General features: G+C 69.9%; 20 protein-coding genes and 1 pseudogene. 3 read left to right on the top strand and 18 right to left on the bottom strand.

Features of this window, described 5'->3' with window-relative positions:
- Positions 1-7: 7 nt before the first annotated feature.
- The 13 genes and pseudogenes from O7618_RS32270 to O7618_RS21840 form a co-directional block, all read right to left on the bottom strand.
- Positions 8-265, bottom strand: a pseudogene (locus tag O7618_RS32270) (hypothetical protein); the annotation flags it as partial.
- Between the two features lie 44 nt (positions 266-309).
- Positions 310-3642, bottom strand: coding sequence for a BTAD domain-containing putative transcriptional regulator (locus tag O7618_RS21895; RefSeq protein ID WP_278107996.1), 3333 nt, complete (start codon positions 3640-3642; stop codon positions 310-312).
- A 33-nt stretch (positions 3643-3675) separates the two neighbouring features.
- Positions 3676-4122, bottom strand: coding sequence for a pilus assembly protein TadG-related protein (locus O7618_RS21890; RefSeq protein ID WP_278107995.1), 447 nt, complete (start codon positions 4120-4122; stop codon positions 3676-3678).
- Positions 4119-4502, bottom strand: coding sequence for a TadE family protein (locus O7618_RS21885; protein ID WP_082171467.1), 384 nt, complete (start codon positions 4500-4502; stop codon positions 4119-4121). Before O7618_RS21885 ends, O7618_RS21890 begins: the two co-directional genes overlap by 4 nt.
- Positions 4503-4582: 80 nt before the next feature.
- Complete coding sequence (locus tag O7618_RS21880) at positions 4583-5035, bottom strand: TadE/TadG family type IV pilus assembly protein (protein WP_278107993.1); 453 nt, start codon at positions 5033-5035, stop codon at positions 4583-4585.
- A 2-nt stretch (positions 5036-5037) separates the two neighbouring features.
- Positions 5038-5244, bottom strand: coding sequence for a hypothetical protein (locus O7618_RS21875; RefSeq protein ID WP_170839468.1), 207 nt, complete (start codon positions 5242-5244; stop codon positions 5038-5040).
- A gap of 27 nt (positions 5245-5271) precedes the next feature.
- Entirely contained in the window at positions 5272-6144 is an 873-nt protein-coding gene (locus O7618_RS21870) for a type II secretion system F family protein (protein ID WP_278107992.1), read from the bottom strand.
- Positions 6144-6992, bottom strand: coding sequence for a type II secretion system F family protein (locus tag O7618_RS21865; protein WP_013289172.1), 849 nt, complete (start codon positions 6990-6992; stop codon positions 6144-6146). The genes O7618_RS21870 and O7618_RS21865 overlap by 1 nt, the downstream gene beginning before the upstream one ends.
- A 2-nt stretch (positions 6993-6994) precedes the next feature.
- Positions 6995-8305 carry an ATPase, T2SS/T4P/T4SS family gene (locus O7618_RS21860; protein ID WP_278107991.1) on the bottom strand — a complete coding sequence of 437 codons (1311 nt, stop codon included), beginning with the start codon at positions 8303-8305 and terminating at the stop codon, positions 6995-6997.
- Complete coding sequence (locus tag O7618_RS21855) at positions 8302-9036, bottom strand: hypothetical protein (RefSeq protein WP_278110112.1); 735 nt, start codon at positions 9034-9036, stop codon at positions 8302-8304. The genes O7618_RS21860 and O7618_RS21855 overlap by 4 nt, the downstream gene beginning before the upstream one ends.
- Before the next feature lie 20 nt (positions 9037-9056).
- Positions 9057-9632 (bottom strand): SAF domain-containing protein, encoded by a 576-nt coding sequence (locus tag O7618_RS21850; RefSeq protein ID WP_347405427.1) that lies wholly within the window; start codon positions 9630-9632, stop codon positions 9057-9059.
- Between the two features lie 101 nt (positions 9633-9733).
- Positions 9734-10594, bottom strand: coding sequence for a hypothetical protein (locus tag O7618_RS21845; RefSeq protein ID WP_278110110.1), 861 nt, complete (start codon positions 10592-10594; stop codon positions 9734-9736).
- The gene (locus tag O7618_RS21840; protein ID WP_278107989.1) at positions 10594-11130 is read right to left on the bottom strand and encodes a hypothetical protein; all 537 of its coding nucleotides are present in this window, start codon (positions 11128-11130) and stop codon (positions 10594-10596) included. The genes O7618_RS21845 and O7618_RS21840 overlap by 1 nt, the downstream gene beginning before the upstream one ends.
- A 343-nt stretch (positions 11131-11473) precedes the next feature.
- On the opposite strand from O7618_RS21840, the gene O7618_RS21835 reads away from it, so the two are divergent.
- The 3 genes from O7618_RS21835 (at position 11474) to O7618_RS21825 (ending at position 13025) form a co-directional block, all read left to right on the top strand.
- Positions 11474-11833 carry a hypothetical protein gene (locus O7618_RS21835; protein ID WP_278107987.1) on the top strand — a complete coding sequence of 120 codons (360 nt, stop codon included), beginning with the start codon at positions 11474-11476 and terminating at the stop codon, positions 11831-11833.
- Between the two features lie 94 nt (positions 11834-11927).
- Positions 11928-12278: a helix-turn-helix domain-containing protein gene (locus tag O7618_RS21830; RefSeq protein WP_278107986.1), complete on the top strand. Its 351-nt coding sequence runs from the start codon at positions 11928-11930 to the stop codon at positions 12276-12278.
- Between the two features lie 30 nt (positions 12279-12308).
- A complete protein-coding gene (locus tag O7618_RS21825) occupies positions 12309-13025 on the top strand; it encodes a prepilin peptidase (RefSeq protein WP_278107985.1) in 717 nt (238 codons plus the stop codon).
- A gap of 165 nt (positions 13026-13190) precedes the next feature.
- Here O7618_RS21825 and O7618_RS21820 read toward each other — a convergent pair whose 3' ends face one another.
- Genes O7618_RS21820 through O7618_RS21800 form a run of 5 tightly spaced genes read right to left on the bottom strand, consistent with a single transcriptional unit; the run spans position 13191 to position 18743 of the window.
- On the bottom strand, positions 13191-13745 hold the full coding sequence (locus O7618_RS21820; protein WP_278107984.1) for a hypothetical protein: 555 nt from the start codon (positions 13743-13745) through the stop codon (positions 13191-13193).
- A gap of 9 nt (positions 13746-13754) precedes the next feature.
- A complete protein-coding gene (locus tag O7618_RS21815) occupies positions 13755-15884 on the bottom strand; it encodes an AAA family ATPase (protein ID WP_278107983.1) in 2130 nt (709 codons plus the stop codon).
- Complete coding sequence (locus O7618_RS21810; RefSeq protein WP_278107982.1) at positions 15881-16066, bottom strand: hypothetical protein; 186 nt, start codon at positions 16064-16066, stop codon at positions 15881-15883. Before O7618_RS21810 ends, O7618_RS21815 begins: the two co-directional genes overlap by 4 nt.
- Positions 16063-18264 carry a DEAD/DEAH box helicase family protein gene (locus O7618_RS21805; RefSeq protein WP_278107981.1) on the bottom strand — a complete coding sequence of 734 codons (2202 nt, stop codon included), beginning with the start codon at positions 18262-18264 and terminating at the stop codon, positions 16063-16065. Before O7618_RS21805 ends, O7618_RS21810 begins: the two co-directional genes overlap by 4 nt.
- Before the next feature lie 8 nt (positions 18265-18272).
- The gene (locus O7618_RS21800) at positions 18273-18743 is read right to left on the bottom strand and encodes a hypothetical protein (RefSeq protein ID WP_278107980.1); all 471 of its coding nucleotides are present in this window, start codon (positions 18741-18743) and stop codon (positions 18273-18275) included.
- Positions 18744-18750: the final 7 nt, after the last annotated feature.

Here is an 18750-nt window from a genome sequence, read left to right as displayed (position 1 = left end):
GACCCCACCAGGCGGCGATGCCGGCGATGACGGCGGCGGCGATCAGCCGCGCGGCGGCCAGGCCGCGGCGGTCCGCGGGTACGCGGGAGATGAGTTCGACGGTCAGCAGCAGCGCCAGCGGCGGCCACGCGGCGATGACCTGGCTGATGAGGTTCGGCCGGGCGTGTAGGACGTTCGCCGCGATCGACGCGGCGACGCCGAGGGCGAGCACCGCCCGCACGGCCCACCGCAGGCGGGTCAGGTGCCGGAGGTCGGCCTCTGTTATCTCCGGGGTACGGGCGGAGGTGTGCCGGGGTAGCGGTGTGGCGGTCATGCGGCGGCTCCGTCACCGGGCCGGGGTGCCGGCCGCAGGTCGGGTCGGCGGGCGGGACGCTGCACCTGGGCGACCAACTCGTCGGCCAGGGCAATGGTTTCGTCGCTGGGTTCGGCGTCAATCTCGCCGAGGGCGCGGGTCAGAGAACGGCGCAGGCTGCGGATCGCATCGAGGTGCCCGAGCGCGGCGCGGGCCCGCATCGCCTGCTGGTACAGCTCTTCGGCGTACGGGTTGTGGCCGATCGCGGCGTCCAGGACGGTGAGCTGCTCGGCGGGGTCACCGGTGAGGGCGTCAACCAGGGCGAGGTAGGCGTCGAGTGCCTGCTGCCGGACCGCTTCGCGGTAGGGCTCGATCCATTCGTAGTCGGCGCCGTCGGCCAGGTGCCCGCGGTAGGCGTCGACCGCGCGGCGCAGCGCGGCGAGGCGCTCGGCCGGGTCGGTGGCCTGGTTGGCGTCGCGGATCGCGGCGCGCATGCGCCACAGGTCCACGTCGACGGCGTCGCGGTTGAGGACGTAGCGCTGGTGGGGGTGGGTGAGGTAGCTGCCGCGTCCTGCGGTGCGGCGCATGATGGTGCGCAGGTCGGACACGTAGGTGTAGAGCCGGCCGGGTGCCTTGTTGGCGGGGGCGTCGGGGAGCAGGTCGTCGAGGATCGCCTCGGCGGAGGCGTCGCCGTAGTGGACGGCCAGGTAGACGAGCACTTCGAGGGATTTCTTGCGCAGCGTCGGCCCGGGCGGCACGTCGACGATCGCGGCGGTGCCCAGGACGGAGACCTGCACCCTCCCGTGGCTGGCCTCCTGGCTGTTCTCGGCCCCGCCGTCGTTGTCCGGTTCCTCCACGGCGGGCGAGGGCGCACCGTCGCGGGCAGTGTCCGCGCCGCCGGCATGGGCGTCGGTGGGCGGAGCTGCCTGGGTGGCCGGGGCGGTCTCGCTGCTGGCGCTGCCCGCTGTTGCTGTCGGGGCGACGGGCACGGGCTCGGGGCCGGATGCCGGCAGGTGGTTACCCTCGCGGACGGGGACGTCGGCTGGCGCCGGCTCGGTGTCGGGAGAAGGTTGCGCATCGGGTGGGGCGGTCGTGGCCTGGGCGGTGGTGACGGGTTCGATCGGAGCGGGAGCCTGCGGCTGGCCGGTGTGGGATTCGGCGAGGGTGACGAGCAGGTCGCTGGTCTCGGACGCGGTGAGGACGGCCAGTCGGCCGATATCGGCCGGGTGGCCGCTGTGGCGGGAGCCTTCGCCGTGGGCGCGGCTGGTGGTGCCGTCTTCGGCGACGACGACGGTGTCGCCGTCGGGCCATGTGCCCAGCAGCACGCCGTGGATGTCAAGGCGCTGGCCCTGGGCGAGGAGCGCGGCGATACGGGTGCGCTGGTGGCGGGTGTCGGCGTCGGCCAGCAGCAGGACTGGCGGCATCGGCTCCCCGGTCGGGTCCGCCGCGCGGGCCTCGGCGGCGGTGTCGACCTCGTGGGCGTAGGCGATGCGGCTGCGGTGCAGGGTCTGCGCCTCGAGCAGGTCGAGTGCCTCGTCCAGGCCACCGGTGACGGTCAGCCGCGGGGTGCGGGGCAGCGCGACGGCACCGGCGCCGAGCAGCGTCGCCGCGGTCGCTGATGGCATGACCAGCCAGGTGCGGTCCTCTGGTGCGTCGAGGCCTCCGGCGGCCAGGGCGGCGGCCATGAACCCGCGGGCGGCGGCCTCCGCGCCGGGACCGGTGAGCCCCAGGCCGGCGGGCGGCCAGACCGCGGCGAGCGGGTGCGCCAGCGACGGCACCACCGGGCGAAGCGCAGCGTCATCGCCCAGGCTCGGGTCCGCGGCAGGCGCCGGCGTCTTAGGATCGTCCTCGTCGTACCGCCCGGCGATCCCCGGACGGTCGACGTCGAGCAGGCCGGCGTCCTGATCGGAGGCGTCAGGGCTGTCCGGTGCGGAGGTGCCGTCGTCGGTCTTGTCGTTCGCTTCGGTGCCGGCCGGGTCGGTGAACAGGCCGAGGTTTTCGTCCGGAACCTCGTGGCCAGCCGGGTCGGTGGGGGTCGTGGTGGCGTGGCGCAGGCGGCGGATCTGGTTCACCACGGGCGGCATGGGCGCCACGTCGGGGTCGTCCAGGCGCAGGTCGACCGACACGGGCCGGCGGGTGTAGCGGCGGCGGCGATGGGCCCAGACGAGGGCGACGGCCGCGAGGATCGCGGCGACGAGCCCGGCGTCGAGCCAGCTGCCGGTGCCGAGTGAGACACCGGGGGACGCCTCCGTGCGCGGCCCGGGTGTCTGCTGCCCGTCGACCGCGGGGCTGGGCGTCGTCGAGGCTCCGGAGGCCGACGGCTGCTCAGCGGGCGCGGTGGAGACCGGCGGTGAAGGGACGTGGACTACGCCGTCGTCACCGTCATGCGGTGCCCGGGTGGTGGAGCCTGGCGACGGGCTCACGGACGGCGCGTCGGGTGGCAGCGGATTGGGTTGGCTCGGTGGTGTCGGCGCGGGCGCGGCGGTGCCGGGTGTCGGCTGTTCAGGGCCTGCCGCCGGGGGGTCGGCGGGTGGCGGGGTCCGGGGTGTGCCGGCGGGTGGTGTGGCGTCGTCGGGCAGTTCCAGGGTCCAGCCGGGGTAGATCAGGTTCGGGTTGGTGAGGGTGCCGCCAGTGTCGCGGAAGTGGGTGCCCCGGTTGAGGGCGAAGATCTCCGGCCACCGGTTGGCGTCGCCGAGCCACTGCTGGGCGATCTTCGACAGGGTGTCCCCGCGCCGCACCTCGCAGGTGTAGGTCTGCCCGGACGACACGAGCGTCACGTGGCCCGCTACCAGCCGGGCCGGCACCGGATCTCCCATGCCCGGCAGGGCGGCCGTCGACGCGGGTGCCTGCCCGGTCTGCGTGTGGTGCCCATCCGTGCTCACCAGCCGCACGGTGCTGCTGGGCAGGGTGGTTGCCGGGGCCGTAGCGGTGGCGCTGGTGTGGGCGGTTGTCGCTTGTGCTGGCTGGGTGAGGGTCGGTGCGGCCTGGGCGGCGGTGGCGAGGACGCCGCCGCTGATGGCGGCCACCAGGATGGCGGCGAGCCCGCGGGCCGGCGCGATGGCTCGGGGTTGCGGCAGGCGGATGCCTGTGACGGTTTCGGCGACCTCGGCGATCAGCGACCAGATGAACGCCGCCCACACCGCCCAGAGCAGGCACACGACGGCGTTGCCGAGCATGGCGTCGGTCAGCGGTGAGGTGAGGGCGGTGCCGACGTCCTGCCAGGTGGGGACCTGGCGGGGTAGCGGCCAGCCGACGTATCGGATGAGCGCGTACGGCACGCCGGCGGTGAGCAGCACCAGGATCCCGAGTCCGGCCAGCCGGCGGGCGGTGGCGGCGAGGAATGCGAACACTGGGGCTCCCGGTCGTTGGGGTGGCGGTCCTGGTCAGTTCGGTGCGGTGACGCCGGTCAGAGGGCTGGCGGTCGCGGTCGCGGACACCGGCAGGGCGCTGATTCCGACGAGGTGCAGCAGCTGCGTGGGCCGGGTGTCGCTGATGGTGACGGTGACGGCGGTGGGGGTGGCGGACGCGGTGACCTGCCCGTCGACACCGGCCTGTTGGGCGAAGCTCCGCGCGGCTGCGGCGGCCTGGGCGGGCTGGAGCTGGACAGTGCCGGTGGCCCTATAGGTGGCGAGGTCGATCTCGCGGGCGCCGGCCCGGGCGGCGCCCTGCGCGACGTCGAGCAGCCGCACCTTGTCCGACATGCCCAGGCCCAGGTCGAGGACCAGGCCGGCGAGGATGAGGACGAGTACGACGCCGAAGATCGTCCACGGGGTGATCTGGCCGCGGTCGTCGTGGCGGGCCTGCCGCAGGCGGGTACGCAGCCGGTTCATGGCGCCGTTGTTCCGCGGTAGGTGTCGAGGGGCTGGTGTGAGGTGCCGCGGATGGTGATCGTGCCGGGCAGGCCAAGGCCGTAGAGGTCTTCGAGGCGGACGGTGCACGCCACGGTGGCGCTGACCTGCCCGCCGGGGACGAACGCGCCGGGGTCGACGGTGACGGTGGACGGCTGGCAGGTGAAGGCCCGCCCGGCCAGGGTGGCGGAGGCACCGTCGGCGCCTGCGGCGCGGGCCTCGCCGGGGGTGCGGGCGAGGGACGCCTGGCGGGCCGCCGCGGCGGCGGCGGAGTTGACGTCGATAGCGGCCGAGGCCAGGCGCAGGCACGCCACCACCGCGAGGGCGGCCAGGACCATCAGCGGTACGTAGCTCAGCGCCATCTCGACGCTGACCGAACCTCGGTCTCCCCGCAGCCGCGGCGCCCAGCGGCGTGGGTGTCGGCTGCGGCGCTGCTCGCGGGTCATGTCGAGTCTCCTTCCACTCCAGGCGGCGAGGGGGCCAGCGACAGGGTCGAGGGGCGGAAACGCTCGACCGGGGCGCTGGCGTGGGTGCTGACCTGCAGGCGCAGGAACGGCACGACGGCGGGCACCCGGCCGGCCACGGCCACCGTGGCGGTGTCGGCGGTGCGGGTGACCGACACGCGCGGGTCGACGACGACCTGCCCGGCGACTTGGTCGAGGATGGTTGCGGCGTCGGCGCGGCCGGCGGCGGCGGTGCCGCCGGATACCCTGGTGGTCTGCAGGGCGTGGTTCGCGGCGTGCTGGACGCCGAGTTGGGCCAGGGCCCACAGGGCGAACTGCACGCCGACGAGGACGAGCAGGAACAGCAGGGGCGCGTAGAGGACCACCTCGGTGGTGACCGACCCGCGGTCACCACCGAGCCGGCGTCGCCTGCCTCGTCGCGTGCGGTTCATGGCTAGAGGTTGATTCCGGTGATCTTGGTGATGATCTTGCCCTGGAAGATGGCGTAGACGGCCAGGACGAGGGTGACGAGCAGGGCGATCCACATGACCTTCTCGGTGGTCTCGCTGCCCCGGTCGCCGGAGTCGCGCAGCCGGCGGGCCCGGTCGACGAGGGTGAGGTGTGCCAGGGTCAGCAGGGCCATCAGCTTGCTGGGGTGCACGGCGTTTCTCCTTCTGGTGTGTCGGGGTCAGAAGCTGTCGACGGCGGTGACAGCCGGGTAGAGGAGGAACAGCATGTAGGCGGCGGCCAGGAGCATGACCGGCATGGACATACGTTCGGTGGCGGAGTTGGCCCGGGCCTCCAGGGCGGCGGCCTGGTGAGCGCGCAGGGTGGCGGCGCGGATGGTGAGGGAGTCGCGGATACGGGCGCCTTCGGTGCCGGCGAGACTCATCGTCGCGGCGAGTTCCTGCAGTTCGACGACGCCGGTGTCCTCGCCGAGCTGGCCGAGGGCCTGCCAGGGCGGGATGCGCAGCAGCCGGGCGGTGGCCACGGCCCGGTTCAGGCGTCCGGCGGCCCAGCCGTGGGTGTCGGCGCAGGCGTCGTCGAGGGCTTGTTCGAGACCGGCGCCGCCGGCGAGGGAGATGACGACGAGGTCGAGCACGGCGGACAGGGCGTAGCGCAGCTCGTCGCGGCGCCGCTGCGCCTCGGCGTGCACGGTGGTCTCGGCCAGCCACCAGCCGCCGGCCGCGCCAGCAAGCGACGCCCACAGCGGCATGCCGGCGGCGAAGCTGACCCCGCCGGAGGCGAGGACGGCCATCGCGACCGGGGGCAGCAGCAGGCCGGCGAGGACCGCGAGGGCCTGGTCGGCCAAGTGGGTGGCGGTCGGCCGTCCGAGTACGGCGAGGTCGGCGCGCATCCGCTGCCGGGGCAGGCCGAGGGCACGCAGGGGCGCGGCGAGCAGCCGGGTCCTGGCCCCCACTGGTTCTTCCGGGGCAGCCGGGGTGCGGCGCAGGGCGTCGAGGGCCTGGGCGAGGCTGGGCCGGGCGGGATGAAGGCCGGTGCCGGCCAGGACCAGGCCGAGCCCGGCGACGACGCCGCACGCCACCACGAAGGCGGCCATCACGCCACCTGCCCGGGCTGGTCGGCCGAGAGCACCCGTGGTGGTTGCGGCACGCGGGAGGCGCGGGCCAGCCACCAGAACCCGCCGGCGAACACCGCGCCGACGACGAGGAGCACGAGCTGCCCGGTGACGCTGCGGTACGGGGCGAGGAACCCGCGGTTGAGCAGGATCAGCCCGGCGACCATCGCCACCGACGTGCCGGTGATGACCCGGGCGGCCGTGCGGGTCGCGGCCCGTTTGGTGGCCACCCGCATCCGGATTCCGGCGAGCTCGCGAGCGGTGGCGGCGAGGCTGGTCAGGCACTGGGACAGTTGCCCGCCGTGGTAGCCGGCGGCCTGCGTCAGGGCGCGCACGACGAGGTCGGCGGTGGGGTCGGCGAGGTCGGCGGCGAACGCGCGCAGCGCGTCGGGCAGCCGTGCTCCGCCGCGCACCGCCCCCGCGAGGGCCTGCACCTGGGGGCGAATGGGCTGGGGTGTGACAGGGGCGGTGGCGGTGATGGCCTGCTCCAGGCCGGCGGCCGAGGACAGGGTGTCGCGCAGCAGCTCGGCCCAGGTGGCGATCGCCTCGATCCGGGCGATCGCGCGGGTGTGCTCCCGGTCGGGGCCGAGGACGCGGGGCAGCGCCCACACCGCGGCGGCGGTCAGCAGCGCCGCGACCGGCCAACGCGTCGCTGCCGCGGCGGCGAATCCGGCGACGATGGCCGCGAGGAGCCGGGTGCGGTCGGCCGACGTCCACCGTTGCCGTGTCCGGGTGGTCGGAGTGCCGGGTGGGCGGCGGCGTAGCCCGTCGGCGACGAGGATTAGGCCTGCGGCGCAGCCCAGGCCGAGCAGGATCGGCAGCAGGTCCATGCTCACCACCGGTCCCGGACGAGGAGGTCGGGGTTGAGGCCGGCGGCGGTGAGCTCGTCGAGGGTGTCGGCGCGGATCGGCGCGGCGGGGACGGCGCGCCGGTTGGGGCCGGGTCGGTAGATCTCGTTGGAGGGGACCTGGGTGCCGTCGGTCTCCAGGACCTGGCGGATGGAGGACACCACCCGGGTGCCGTCGGTGGCGACATCCAGGTGCACGACGAAGTCGACGGCCTGGCCGATGAGCACGTTGGCCGCGTCGAAGGTCAGCTTCTCCGGCGACTGCATGACGTACATGGCCAGCCGGGTCAGGGCCTGCTTGCTGGAGGAGGCGTGCAGGGTGCACATGCTGCCGTCGTTGCCCTGCGACATGGCCAGGAGCATGGGTACGGCCTCGGCGCCGCGGGTCTCGCCGACGATGACCCGGTCCGGGCGCATCCGCAGGCCCCAGCGCACCATCGTGGACATGTCGATGCCGCCGACGCCTTCGAGGTTCGGTTCCCGCTGCTGCAGGGCGGTGGTGTTCGGGTGGGCGTCGGTGTCCTCGTCGAGGCCGAGTTCGTAGGCGTCCTCGACGGTGACGATCCGCTCGTGGGGGCTGATCGCGCCGGCGGCGGCGCGCAGCATGGTGGTCTTGCCGACGCCGACGCCTCCGCAGATCACGATGTTCTTGCGCGCCCGCACCAGCGCCCGGATGAGTTCCCGCAACCCCGCCGTGATCTCCCCGCGGTGCAGCAGGTCGTCCAGGGTCACCCGGTGCAGGGTGTTGCGGCGGATCGACAGCGAGGGACGTTTCGCTACCGCCATCACGGCGAACAGGCGTTGCCCGCCGGGCAGCCGCAGCGACAGGCCGGGCGAACCGCGGTCGAAGCGGCGCTCCTCCTGCCCGCTGCGCGCCGCCGCGACCCGCACGAGGTCGACCAGGTCGTCGTCGGAGGCGGCGACCGGCGGCACTCGCTGCACCCGCCCGTCGGTGGTGCGGATCCACACGTTGTCGCAGCCGTTGGCGAAGATGTCCTCCACCCGCGGGTCGTCGATCAACCTCTGCAGGCCGCCCAGGCCGGTGAAGCTGTCCCGCAACGCCCGCGCCAGGGCCGCCTCGGCCTGCGGCGTGAGCGGGACACGGCCGGCGGAGATGTCCTCTCGGGCGTGGACGACGAGTTCCTCGGCGATGTATCCCGCGATCACCGCGTGGCGCTCGCCGTCGGGAAGCTGCGCGCCGTGCGCGGCCAGGCGGTCGCTGACCCGGGCCCGCAGCCGCGCCACCACCTCCGGCGGCGCCGCGGTCGTGCCGCCGTTCAGGGTCGGGGCGGTCACCGCGCGACCTCCAGCGCCGCACCGGTGGGCCGCCCGCCGGCCGCGAGGGACGCGGCGAGGGCGCGCAAAGCTTGGGCGAGGCGGGTACGTGTCCACGCCCGCCCCGTCATCCGCCCGGCGAGGACACCCGCGCCCCACCGGTCGGCGGGCAGCTGCGCCCACACCGGGACACCGAGGCGCCCGCTGATCTCGGTCGGGGTGTAGGCGGACCTGCCGCAGACCGCCAGCCCGACACCACCCGGCCGCGCCGCGGCGCGCAGCGCCGGCAGGCGGGTGTCCAGGTGATCCAGGTACTCCGTCGATCTCGAGGTGACCAGCACGACCGCGTCGGCGGAGCGCAACAGACCCCACGCGGGGCTGTTGGCGTAGAGGCGGCCGGCGTCGGCGACCACTACCGGCGCCAACCGCGCGACCGCGTCGGCCTGGCCGGCGAGGACCGACACCGCCCCCGCGGCGGTCTCGGCGGCACCCGGCCCGACGAGGACGTGCAAACCCAACGGCGCCTGCTGCACGTACGGTGCCGCCCCGCCGGTGTGCCCGCCGTGCCGGGCGGCCGCCGCCAGGGACGCCAGTCCCGGCTCCTGCGCCAGCCCGAACCGCGCCGCGACCACCCCACCACCGGGATCGGCCTCCACCAGCAACGCCGGACGGTCCGGCCACAACGCCGCCATCCCCAACGCGGCCGTCGACGCGCCCGGCGCGCCGGACACCGACGCCACCACCACCAACATCTCCCGCGCCTCCTCGTAGCTCATTGGGACGGGCCGAGCTGCACCAGCGACACGTCCCCCGGGGCCGCCGCGACCGCTTCCGCCGCATCCGCGGCGAGCAGCACCGTCACCAACTGCGTGCCCACCTGGTCGGCGCCTGCCGCCACGGACACGACCGTGGCCACCGCCCGGCGCACACCGTTGTTCTGCTGCGGCGCCTGCTGCCCGCCCCCCGCAGGCGGGGCGACCAGCACCACCACCCGCGACCCGGCGGTCAGGCTCGTCGGGGCCCGGCCCGGCTTGACCGGAACCGCGATCACCGCCTGCCCCGCCGCGGGCCACGCCGCCGGCCCGACCTGCGCCGACACCAGCAGGCTCCCTGCCGCCAGCGGCACCGCCGCCGAACGGCCGACGATCCCGCCGCGCCGCTCGGCCGGGACCAGGTCCAGGCCGGACGGGTTCGCCACCCGCACCACCCGCACATCGGCGTCGGTGATGACCTGACCCGCCGGTACGTCCCGCGCGACGGCGAGGAATTGCTCATCGGCGTGCCGGCGCAGGTCCACCTGCCAGAACGTCACCACCGTCGCCAGGACCAGCAGCAGCCCCGCGACCACACGCCGCCCGCTGCGCCGCCCCACCCGCCGCGTACCGGCGGGCACCGGCGGCAGGTCCGCAGCGGCGGTGTTCACCGCCCGGGGACGGTCGGTGGTGACGCTCACCGGACAGCTCCGACGATCGCCTGGGACTCCGCCACCCGCACGGACACCGTCGAGGTCGTCGTGAGCGGAGCGAGAGTGCCCCCACTACCGGCACCGGACCAGGTGACCGACCACGTCACCGTCGCCCGCAGCCGGAACGCCGCCCCCGCCGCGGCAGCGGACGAGGAGGTGTAGGTGTGCCCGCACAGCGATGATGCCCGCGGATCGGTGCCCGGCTTCCACGGCTTGCCCGGACCAGTGCACGTCAGGTCGTCGCTGCCGTCGCCGAAGGACCACACCACCCGGGTCGGCGTCGCGGTGGCGGTGACCGACACCCCAGGCACGGACGCGGTCGCCGATTGGGCCCCCCACGTCGCCGGGTCCACCCACAGCCACACCGGCACCTGCACCAGCACGAACGGCGCCGTGGTGGGATTCGTGCGGATCTGCGGCGAGGGCAGGCGCAGACGAGAACGCGCTGTCTGCGCCAACGCCGTCAGATTCACCGTCGGCGCCTGGTCCAGCCACACCGGCACCTCCTGCGAACCCAGCCCGTTGCCCACGCAGGTCCGCGAATACCAGCCGCCCTCTGGGCCCTTGCCCGGCGGGGGCGGGAGGTCTACGTCGACCGGCGCCCAGTAGCAGCCGTCCTCGCCGCCGCCACCCGAGCCGTCATCGGACCCGCCGCCGCCCTGGCTGCCGCCGGTGGAGCCGCCAGGGCCGCCGGGGGTGCCGGCGTTGATTTCGCATTCGGGGGCCGACGGGTTCTGCGTGCAGCTGACCCCGCCGATACCGCCGTCGGCACGTGCCGGGCTTCCGGATGCCAGCACGACCGCTGCCGCGCCCGCGGCGATCAGGGATTGGACGGCGCGACGCATCAGCACGACCCCACGTCCTGGACGCCGAAGCTGGTGACCTTCCAGCCGCCGGCAGCGAGGTTCGTGACCGTGGCCCGCGCACTCCGCCGGCCCCCGGGCACGTCGTTGATCGGCTCACCCGACAGGTTGTAGACCAGGAAGGCGCTGTCGTCGATGCAGTCAGTGACCGTCACCGTCGCGGGCGAGGCGGTAAGCGCGACCTCGGCCACCTCCGGGTTCAGGACGTACTTGCCCTTGAGCACCTGCTTCTTGCTCCGGTAGGCGGCCAGGCCGTTCCGCAGCGTCTTCAGCGCGCCGTCGCCGGCGAACCTGCTGAGGTCAGGCTCGTCGGGGTTGGCAGTGAGGCCGGCCTCCGCGTACGCGGCCCACATGCCGCGGTACGCATCCAGCGCTGCGCCTTCGGCGGCGCCGCGCGGATCCTGGCTGGGCGCGGGAACAGTGACGGAGGTGGTGGGAGAAGTTTCTTGCCCGGTGTTCCCGGCGTCGCACGCTCCGGTGCCGACCACCAGGCACAGGCCGATCGCCGAGCCCGCCACGCGAGAGCGGCGGCCTCGCGATCGAACGGTGGAAGTTCGCTGTCTGTTACGGCTCGTCATCTGCCGCCCTGCCTCCTGACGGTTCCTGGCCACAGCGACGCGGGCCCGCCCCGCTGTCGTGGAAGTTGCACGCACGGATGCCTGAACCCACCTCTACACCCGGCCCCCACGGTTACCGCAACGTGCTTACCTTCCGGTGATTACCGTCAGGTGCTCACCTCGAGGCCACCGATAATGCGAGTCTTTCGACGCAATCCGACCAGCCGGTGTCGTATTCGCGACACTATGCCCGCAGGGATCGAAGGCCTTAGAATCCTCAGAAAATCTCAAGGGAGCGCGCATTATGAGCCGCACCGCCGAGGGTCCTCAGCCCGCCGACCTTGCTGCGGAGCTCGCCCGTCGGCCCACAGCCATCGCGGCTCTCGTGACGTTGCGTGACCGCGCTGCCGCCACTGTCGGTGACCTCGGTGGCGTGGACGAGGCCTCCCGTGAGGCGCTGCGGGCCGACCTGTGCTGGCTCGCGGCGACCGGACTTCTGCGGCGCGAACCGCACGGCAGTTGGGACGTGGTCGCCACCACGGGCGCCTATCGCCTGTCCACTATGGGGAACGCTCTGGCGGGCGCCCTGAATGCGCTCGCGGAGGGCTGCCGCCACCTTACCGGCGCACCAGCTCTTCAACGACGTGACTCGATGCCTCGATGATCTCCACCTGACTCAACGTGAATTCTTTGTTCACGTAGAGCAGTCGATCACCTAGACTCGTCCTTTGGCCGACCTTGACGGGGAGGGGAGGCGGATGGACGACGACCTTCACGCCGTGCACGACGCGATCAAACTGTGCGCCCAGCGGTGGACCCTGGAGATCCTCACGGCACTCGGCCAACGGCCGATGCGATTCTCAGAGCTGCTGCGCGAGATCCAACCGGCACCGAGCTCCAAGTCGCTCAACGACGCCCTGCGCCGCCTACGCGACGGCGGCTTGGTGCACCATACCGACGACGCAGGTGCCGGCACCTACTCCCTGACTGCCGCCGGCACGCACCTGCTGCCGCTGCTCTCGTCGTTCATGCGCGAGATGCGGCGCTGGTCGGACACCTACCGCGACGGCTGTGCCCAGCCGACCGCTGCCGATACCGGCCCGGCGTAGGCCCATCGCGCGCCACGGCAACCGCAGCCGATGAATCCCGCAGTACTGGGGCTGGCACTCTCCGGCGGCGCCCTCGCCGGCTTGGCGCTGCCATACGCGTACACCTGGCTGGTGACCAACCCGCCAGCCATCGCAGGCTCGCCCGCGTCCGGGACGGCCAGGATGGGCAGCCCGGCTTTCAGCCGTGTTCCGGCTAGGAGCGCGTTGACGTTGGTGGCCGTATCGGAGCTGTGTGGCATCGGGCTGGCTGTTGCCTCTGCCGGCCTGGCCTGGATTCTGCGCGACGCCCCCGGCGGCCTGCCCCTACTGGCGGTCTGGCTGGTGGTGATGCACACCGGCGTGCTGCTCGCCGCCGTCGACGTCGCGGTCCGCAGGCTGCCCACGCCCGTGATCAGCGTCGCCGCCCTGACCGTCGGCGTCGTGCTGGCCGGCCAGGCGGCGACCACGGGTCAGACTCGAACGCTGGTCACCGCCGCGCTCGCCGCAGCTGCGCTGGGCGGGCTCTACCTGGCCTTGGTCGTCGTGGCAGGCAGCGGAATGGGCCTGGGCGACGTGCGGCTAGCCGCCCTGCTCGGCACTGCCCTGGGCACCATCAGCTGGCACGCGGTTCTCCTCGGCAGCCTATTGCCCTTCGTGCTCGCACTACCCGAAGCGCTAGCACGCTTGGCGCTGCGCCATGCTCACAACATTGCCTTAGGTCCATACCTGGTAACCGGGACGCTCATAGCCGCGTTGGCAAACAGCTGATCACGTGCCGCGAAATACCTTGGGAGCACTAAGGGCTTGACAATCCCGATACTGAAATAGCGGTGCCGTCGAGAAGTCCCGGTGGCACGGCAACCGTCGTATTTGAGCCGCGAACCGCCTCGTACGCGAGGACGCGGCTCCCACTATTACTACGGGAGCGCTGGGCTAGAGCGCCTCGTCCTGGAGACCACTGAGCATTGACCACAGCGGGTCTTGAACGTCCGAATCATCGTCCACTTGCCGCTGGACACAGTCGACGCTGTCGATCGCGGATAAAATCAGGTCCCGAACACCACTCTCGTCGTCCTGCCGCTCGCGCAGCCACTCAAAGCCGGCGAAGGCGTAGCGGTCCAGAAGGGCGAGCCGTTCTACGAGCAACTGCTCAGAGAGCAGGTCCAGCTCGTGTCGCAGCGTGTCGCGCTCGAAATCGCCCGCCTCCGCGCTAGTTAGTACCGCCGCAGCAGCCAACTCGCGAGCACCTTCGGCGCGCAGGAATACCCGGTCCTGAATCTCAACAGCGTCTTTCCTGGAATCAGGCATAGCGTTCGGCGTAGCGGGCTGATTCATCGCGAGCGCCATTGAGGCTACGAATACGTAAGCGTCGCGCATTTCTCGAAACGGCCCTGTCTTAGTCCCTGCGGCAACAGATTTCGCCTTCCCTGTCGCGATCAGGGAATCGAGCAGCGGCCGGTGCATAGGGTAAATGTAGACACTCGCCACGACGGCTCCTCAGCCAATCTTCGTCATGCGTGTACGTGCCGGTTCGACACCGTCGTCCTGGGTGCTGTAGATGTGATCTTTCCCATTCCAGCGGACATGCCGGTTGCTTTGCTTATGGGACGTCAATTCCATGATATTGACGCTCCCGACATCGCAGGAGATCGTCTCCCATGTCTCGACCGACTTCGCCGAGACAATGACGATAGTTTGCGGGAGGAGGTGCGGAAGCGCCCGCACTACGTCGACCTCGTACTCGTCGTCCAGCGGACTGGTCGGAGAGTCGAGCACGACGGGGAAACCCTCCTTCGAAGATGTCTTCACTTCGCCTGCCCGCTGGAACTGCTCGTTCCTGCGTGCAATCTCGGCATAGACTGGCGCGAGTCGCGCGATGGCGCCGAGGAAAGCGATCAGCAGGAGAACTTTCTCCGATTGCGACAGCGGCATCGGCTCGTCGCGACCCTCTGCGGCCACAGTGATACTGAAGTCCTCACCAACGCGGATCTCGTATTGCTTAGCAATCAAATCAGTATAGGTTTCATTGATTGCATTGGCGAAATCCTGCCGACCATGGATACTCAACCCTTTGCGGGCCGCATCGAAGAAATCTTTGGCTGCACGAAGAATCTCGATAGCCGCCGTCCGCCGATTATGAGTGTCCAGCTTGGACGACTTCCGGGTGTAGTCGGCCATTTTCTCACGTTCGAGCAGCTTGGCGGCCTCGATGGCTGCATCGATTTCTCGGAACTCCTGCTCGAGCCGGTCGACGGCCTGTTGCTTGAACATGGCGATGTCAACAGGGCTGTTTCCGCCAACCGCGCTCGGAGCGTCCTGCTCCTCCATAAATTCCTTGAGTTCGCGCCGACTCTTGGTCTGTGCACGGCTCGCCGCCTCGATGCTCATGCGCAGCACCGACTGCAGCATTCGCATGTCCGCGTCTTTTGCCGGCCCGGCCACTCCTAGGTCGTCAGCGAGCGAGCCGACCTGGACGCGCAGATCGGTGATCTGGCGCTCGAACTGCTCCAGATGGCTTTTGAGTTCTGTTCGCGTCTCCAGCCCGAGAACGGCGATCGCGTGCTCGGTCACGTGGGACAGCAGTTCTGCGACTCGTGTGCGCGTTTCGTCGGCGAGCGGTGTCCGACACAGCGCGCACACGCCGTCAGCGAGGGACTTCTCCAGTACTGAGTCGTGAATACGCGGCGGCATCAGACCGTACTTCTCGGCTATATCAAGCCGCTGAACGGCTGATTCGGTAGCGCGTTGACTGAAGTGGAGGTATGCGTTTCGGACCAAAGCGAGGTAGAGATCATGAGCGCGCTGTGCCATACCATCGGCGGCATCTACCGCAACCTTGAGCGCGGAGTACTTGCGTTCCCACTTCTTTACCTCGTCGGGATTATACTTTTCCGCCTCCCGCTTAGCCCGGGCGGCCTGATCCCGGGCCTGTGCAAGCAGGTCCGGGAGCTTGTCGCGCCTGTCTTCGGCGGCAGTGAGTTCGATCTGTGCCTGCTCCCAGGCGTGGCGCGCCGCGTCCACTGTCTCGTTGGTGTACTTCTGAGTCGGGCGCAGGGCCTCGCTCGCGAGGGCGCCGCGTAGATCCTCGGCCGCGTGATCGTAAATGTCTCCTGCCAGCAACGCCCTGATTGCCGACCCGATATTCAGAGATGCGCCTTCCCCCGGCCGATCGCCCTGCAGAACACTTGCGTTGTTAAACGTTTCCGCCGGGAAGAAGAACAGGTCCTTGAGTGGCTTCGGCAAGATCCGGTATATCTCATCCATGATCGTCAGCTCACCGTTCCTGGTGACTGTCACGGGGTAGTCGCCGTCGAGCTGCTTTCGGGCGTCGGTCTTCCGCTTGACCTTGTAGTTCGCTCCTGCATGTTCGAGCTCGAGTTCGACGACGGTTTCTGCATCAGGATCGTTCTTGAGGGCCTCGATGTTGACGAGGCTCTCCTTAATCTCGAAGCCGTCGGTGAAGTCACCGTACAGAGCCCACGTGAAGGCGTTGAGCAGTCCGGTCTTGCCCGCCCCGTTGGGGCCAAGGATCAACGTCACTGGCCGTTCGGGGTCGGTGGAAAAGTCGATGCGGTGGGTGCCGTGGAAGGGCCGCCAGTTCTTCATGGTCAGAGAGGTGAACTTCACTGACCTTCCCCTGCCTTCTGCACCGTCTGCAACGCGCGCAGGGCGAACTCTTCCTGCAGGTCAGTGCGGTCATCGGAGAACCTGCGCCGGTGCTCGGCCTCGATGATGAACTTGGTGACGAGGAGTGCTTGAGGGCTCAGCTGTGCTGCCAGCTCTTTCATGTGCTCCTCGAAGGCTCTCATTGCGCCCACTCCTCCATGTCGCCCTCAGCGGTGAGGTCCATCCACGTGTACTCGGCAGGGCGCAGCCCATACTCGTACGCCCAGGCAATCACTGAGGATAGAGCCTCGCTGTTGCGAGCCGCATCCGCCAACTCGGCGGCGCGTGACAGCTCGACTCCGATCAGGCGTTTCTCAGATTCCGACGCCGCGCCGTCCGGGCGTGGCGGCATGACGATGAAGTCGTAGATCACCGCATGTGACTTCGGGTTGTCGGGATCCCGACGCAGGAGCCTGCCGCGGCGCTGGACGAACTGCCGTGGGTTCTGGGTGGAGGCGGTGATCACGCCGATCCGAGCCGAGGGGATGTCGACACCCTCGTCGAGGCACTTCATCGCCAGCAGGGCTTGGATGTCGCCGGACGCCAAGCGTGCCTGCAGCAGCTCTCGACGGCGCCGGTCAGTTTCTCCGTAGTAGCGCTCAACGCGCATGCCGAACTCCGAGGCCAACATCCGCTCGGTTTCTTCTAGCTGCGAGAAGTCCGACTCAGGGTCACGGCCTTCCGCGACGTAGATGATCTGATGACTCTCGTTTCTCAGCCGTTGCGCCATGAGCTGCCGCAAGCGCACTCGCTTGTTCGCCGCGTGCTGGATCAACCGAGTGCGTGCCCTAATGTGCGCTTCGGCGGCTTGGTCGTCCTCGGCAGCAAAAGCCCGGGCGATTCGCTGTGATATGAGGCGATATTGAACGCTCTCCTCGTCGGTAAGCTCGACCGGCTGCGGGTAGTAGTCGTACGGCACCAAGGCGTAATACCTGTAGATGGCCTCTTTGATGCTGATGGAGAGCACCGGGGCACCAAAATAGTCCAGCAGCGCTTCCGTGCCGGTTTCGTCGCCATGGCGTTTCGGCGTGGCCGACAGTCCCAGCCGCATGGTTGCGTGGGTGGGCAGCGCTGCCAACCGGCTCGATGTTCCCAGGGAATGCATCTCGTCGCCGATGACAAGCAGGTGACCCTTATGGCGCCCGAGCTGGCGTTGCAGGAAATGATCTGAGCCGCCTTCATTGGTGCGCGGGGTTAGGCTGTCGGCCGTCGTGATCACCATCTCAGTGCGGCGTCCGTGATTTGATCGAGCAGCCGAGAAAACCGACTTGAGATGCTCCTCTTGGCCGCGCCGCAGGTCCCCATGGCAGACGGCGGGCCGGAAGTTGAACCGCTCCGCATCAGACAACCATTGTCCTACGAGATCGATCGAAGGAACGATGACCAGGATCAGTAGGGGACGATCACTTTTGGCGACATAGATCGAAGCCTGGGTTGTGGCGGCGAGCGCTGTCAGTGTCTTGCCGGTCCCTGTAGCCATGGCGAAGGTGCCTTTGCCGCCGGCCTTGAGCCAGTCATTGACTGCGGTCCTTTGATAGTCTCGCAGAACAAGGTCCTCAGGGAGCGACGGAACGAACGTCGCGTCATCAACAAGCGACACGTATAGTCGGTCGGGTTCGCCTTGCTCGTGGATTCTGGCCTGGGCCGCTGAGGGGGCGCGGACGCCGAAGGTCGAACGCATGGGATCTTCGATCCAGTCGTTCACTCGCCAGAGTGCGATGCCGTCAATCTGTTCCTGCCACACGTGCTCGAAGCGATCACGTTCCTCCTGCGCGTAGGCGCGTTGGTCTTCGTTGGCCCAGCTTCGGTGCAGCGGAAATGACTCTGAGTGCAGTTGGGCGCCGCCGAGCGTTTCGTTGGGGCTTCCGGTGAAGGTCATCCAGTTGCCCTCATGGTCTGCGAACACGCCGATCTTCTCGTGGAAGAGACCGTATCCTCGCGGGTGCTCGCGTAGCGCGATGCGCACGTCGAGCCTGTCGTTTGCGACCATCCAAGTGAGTAGTTTCAGCCGGTCGACGAGGACGGGGTTAGGGATGGGCTTGGCGACGGCTGCGATGAGGTCTTCTCGGATGCGCTGCCGCAGCTCCTCGCCTTCACCGATGGCTTCGAGTTCTTCGTCGTTCAGGTGTGCTGGGGAGGTGATGAGGCGCATCCTGCCGCCGTTGAGCACGAACCGGTCGATGGCGGGCGCGATAGACGCTAGGAGCTTGGCAGAGAAGAAGCCGACGGCTCGGTCGTACGTAGTGGACCGAGCGAACGACGGGATGTAGAAGTCGTTGATCAGGTTGTCAGGGGGAGAGTTGTAGCGGCGCTTCCAGTTCGGGTCCCAGGACGGCAGCATGTTCACTCCTACCTACTCTCGAGGATGTCGAGCAGCGGGTCCGATACCGGTGTGTCCTGTCGGGCGATGGGCGGAGCTGCATCCAGGGGCACGGCTTGATCTTTTTCCGCACGCGGCAGGGGCAGAATGCCATGCAGTGCGGACTCGTGGTCACCGATGACCGCAAGCAGTACTGCTTCCAGGATGTCGTCGACGCTGACGGCACCACAGTCGGGAATGCTGCGCAACTGCCCGAGTGTCGTGACCACCAGCTTTCCGAGATGGGTGAGGTCGTGGCGGGCCAGAACCCGTTGAGCCCGACGCGTTCGGCACCAGCCGCTGATGTCGGTATCGACAAATGACGGGCCGCCGAGCAGGGTGCCGAGCGGCACCGAGTCGTCCGCATACGCTAGGACCCGGGCCCAGGTTGCCGCCGTACTGCGGCGGTCTGTTGCCGAGCCGGCCTGTGAGACTTCGACGACCGCCTGCTCATACGCCACACCCACT

This window comes from Micromonospora sp. WMMD980 (assembly GCF_029626035.1).
Classification (GTDB): domain Bacteria; phylum Actinomycetota; class Actinomycetes; order Mycobacteriales; family Micromonosporaceae; genus Micromonospora.
This window is presented reverse-complemented; position numbering and strand designations above follow the sequence as displayed.